The 2778-nt window shown below is 44.4% G+C and carries 3 protein-coding genes and 1 pseudogene; all 4 read right to left on the bottom strand.

The genetic code is table 11. The annotated features are described in order from the left end of the window. Positions 1–181 precede the first annotated feature (181 nt). Positions 182–1495 carry a dicarboxylate/amino acid:cation symporter gene (locus tag KL866_RS04330; RefSeq protein WP_025254806.1) on the bottom strand — a complete coding sequence of 438 codons (1314 nt, stop codon included), beginning with the start codon at positions 1493–1495 and terminating at the stop codon, positions 182–184. Positions 1496–1671: 176 nt separating this feature from the next. Continuing rightward, positions 1672–1947 carry a DUF2897 family protein gene (locus KL866_RS20125; protein WP_025254807.1) on the bottom strand — a complete coding sequence of 92 codons (276 nt, stop codon included), beginning with the start codon at positions 1945–1947 and terminating at the stop codon, positions 1672–1674. A gap of 14 nt (positions 1948–1961) precedes the next feature. Further along, complete coding sequence (locus tag KL866_RS04320; RefSeq protein ID WP_034325245.1) at positions 1962–2648, bottom strand: M15 family metallopeptidase; 687 nt, start codon at positions 2646–2648, stop codon at positions 1962–1964. Between the two features lie 9 nt (positions 2649–2657). Beyond that, positions 2658–2778, bottom strand: a pseudogene (locus KL866_RS20120) (succinyl-diaminopimelate desuccinylase); the annotation flags it as partial.

The raw sequence follows: 2778 nt of genomic DNA, 5'->3' as shown, positions 1-2778 counted from the left end.
TGTGAAAAACAAAGGCGTTAAACAAGCGCAATAACTTAATCTAAACTAACTCAACCTAAACTAAGCTATATATTCCTAGCGTGATCAAAAAAGGTGGCACTGTGAAGTGACCACCTTTTTCTTTTGCTGTACAACTCATTTTTATTTGGGCAGTTTTACTGCCAATAGATTAGGTATTTATCTAGCGCTTATCTGTGCCCATCTTTTCTTCTAAGGTCGCATCGCTAGCACTATCGTTAATGTCAGTTTTATCGATAGCGCTATCATCAATGTTAGTTTTATCAATAGCAATAGTATCGATAATCACAGCGCAAGCAGCGTCACCCGTGATGTTCAGCGCGGTACGGATCATGTCAAAAATTCTGTCGAGGGCAAACAACAAGGGTAAGCCTTCAATGGGAATGCCAGCAGCAAGTAATACTGCAACGACCAAGAATGACGGGCCAGGTACACCTGCTTGCCCAACGGCCCCAAGGGTAGAAGTTAGAATAATGGCCACATAAGCACCCATTGATAAATCGATATTAAAAAGCTGCGCAAAAAATACCGCCACTAAGCCGTAATAGATGGCGTTACCGCTCATGTTGATAGTAGCACCTAACGGCAATACGAACGACGCCGTTGCATTTCTTACACCGAGTTCGTTTTCCACAGTATTCATAGTAACAGGCAGCGTTGCCATAGATGATGCAGTTGATAACGCCACTGCCTGCGGCTTTTTCATCGCAACAAGAAAAGACTTAGCCGAGGTTTTTGTGAATAACTGAACCAATAGGGGGTAGACCACAAAACCAAACACTAAAATAGCAGCAGTAAACACTAAGAAAAGTTTGAACACCACCATGAGCGCGGAAAAACCGAATGTGCCTACTGCTTCTGCCATCAAACCAAAAACGCCGATAGGGGCAATTTTCATTACGCAGTTAATCATCCACACCATGGCATCAACAATGGTGTTTACCCCATTTAAAATAGGCTCTCGGTTCTTTTTAGGCTGCTTGGAAAGGGCAAGACCGAAGAATAAGCAAAACACTAAAATTTGTAGAATGTTAGCGTTAGTTAATGATGCAAACACATTGGTCGGGATCATGCCTGTTACGGTTGCCCAAAAAGAAGGGAGTTCACCTTTAGAGGCATATTCGCCCGAGAACATGCTCTGTACCGATGATACGTCGATACCTATACCCGGCTTAAATACTTCACCCATTATTAGCGCAAGTGCTACGGCAAGGGCCGAGGTTAAGCCAAAATAGGCCAGAGTGGATAACCCCACTTTTCCTGCGTTGGTGCTGTTACCAAGCCCCGCTGCACCAGAGATAAGTGCCACGGCCACCAGTGGAATAACCAGCATTTTTATAAGGTTGATAAAAATAGCTCCCAAAGGTGCGAACATTTCAGCGCTTTCACCCATAAAGGCGCCAACGGCAGTACCGATGAACATAGCAATGACAACTTGCACGCCTATGTTGCTAAGTAAGGATTGTTTATTAGACACGTCTAGAACCTCTTAGAGTGTGTATTTGTATTGGGAAGATAGTGAACGGTCTGTGTTATCAGTCAGACTAAACGGCATTCCTTGCATCACAAGGTGTCTAACAACACCTAATTTAAAGGAAATGAACTAGGAGTTCGCTTTAAGCGCCACTATCGGTAATGGGATAAATGAAAAAGCTATTTCACGGATTTCTTGTCGCTGTCGCCACTATCATTATGTGCTTGCGACAACGAAGTACCATCGCCGCGCGTTTCATTCTCGGCATGTGGGCGGTCAGTACCTCTGTTTGGATTGTCGTTCTCGCCACGGTCCGCGTCACCGTCTTCGTCATCATCATACGGCTTGGAGGGTGTAGGAAATTTAAACTTAGCGCTGTATTTAAGTAGCGTGATATTTCCAATAACTACGCCCAATACTAAAACAATAACGATAATGACCCAGGTAGTGCTCATAAAAATTCCGTAGGCTAGCGCCCCTTGTTCAAAACGTAGCGATTATACAAGTTAGATAGCTGCGGCAAAATACATGCTTTACCTTCTATATCGCTTTGTTCAATGGCTTGTGTAAAGCCGTCTAGGTTTCTGGCATTTTCAAAGTTACTTGCTGTGCTTTTAAAGCTCAAATGCCAAGGTTCAATGGCCACACCTCCACGGTTGACTGAGAAAGGTCGGTAGAAACCGAACTGTTCCATATTATCAGCTAGCCAACAGGAAAGATTATGGCAAGGGCCGCCGCTAAGGTATTCGCTTTCTACAAGGCTAAAGTCGCCGCCCCAATTATGCACAGCTGCTCTGTCATAAACGTCAATATCGGTACCCCAATGATGACGACTGCCGCCAGGTAGCGCAGACCAGGTCAAAATAGCATGCAGTTTTTCATGGTCACTTAGCGTTTCGAAAGACAGTTCTGTGCCGTTGTCATCAAGAAGTTGCGCTTTCCCCGTCCACTTGCGGTTAAAAATGGCGGTTTGCCTGTCGAAATCGCGAAAACTACTGACTAACTGTAAGTCTATACCGTCATTTTGTGCAGCATCTTGCATAGCAAGAAAGGGCGAAATAACCTCTTGGTGAAGCCTATGGCCATTGCCAGCATCAACAAGATAATCGTTGTGCTGGCCTAGCCATGCTTGTTGCGGTATCTGATTCATGATCAACAATAAAGGCTATTTAGCCAGTAAGCGTTCTAAAATACCGAAATACATATCGGCAAGCTGCTCTAGGTCAGCCATTTTTACGCACTCGTCAATTTTGTGAATGGTGGCGTTAACCGGGCCTAGCTCTATA

Source organism: Alteromonas sp. ALT199 (assembly GCF_018619335.1).
Classification (GTDB): domain Bacteria; phylum Pseudomonadota; class Gammaproteobacteria; order Enterobacterales; family Alteromonadaceae; genus Alteromonas.
This window is presented reverse-complemented; position numbering and strand designations above follow the sequence as displayed.

Bases quoted from the DNA above. Each gene is read 5' to 3' on its own strand.
- KL866_RS20125 (WP_025254807.1), bottom strand. From the start codon at position 1,947: ATGAGCACTACCTGGGTCATTATCGTTATTGTTTTAGTATTGGGCGTA.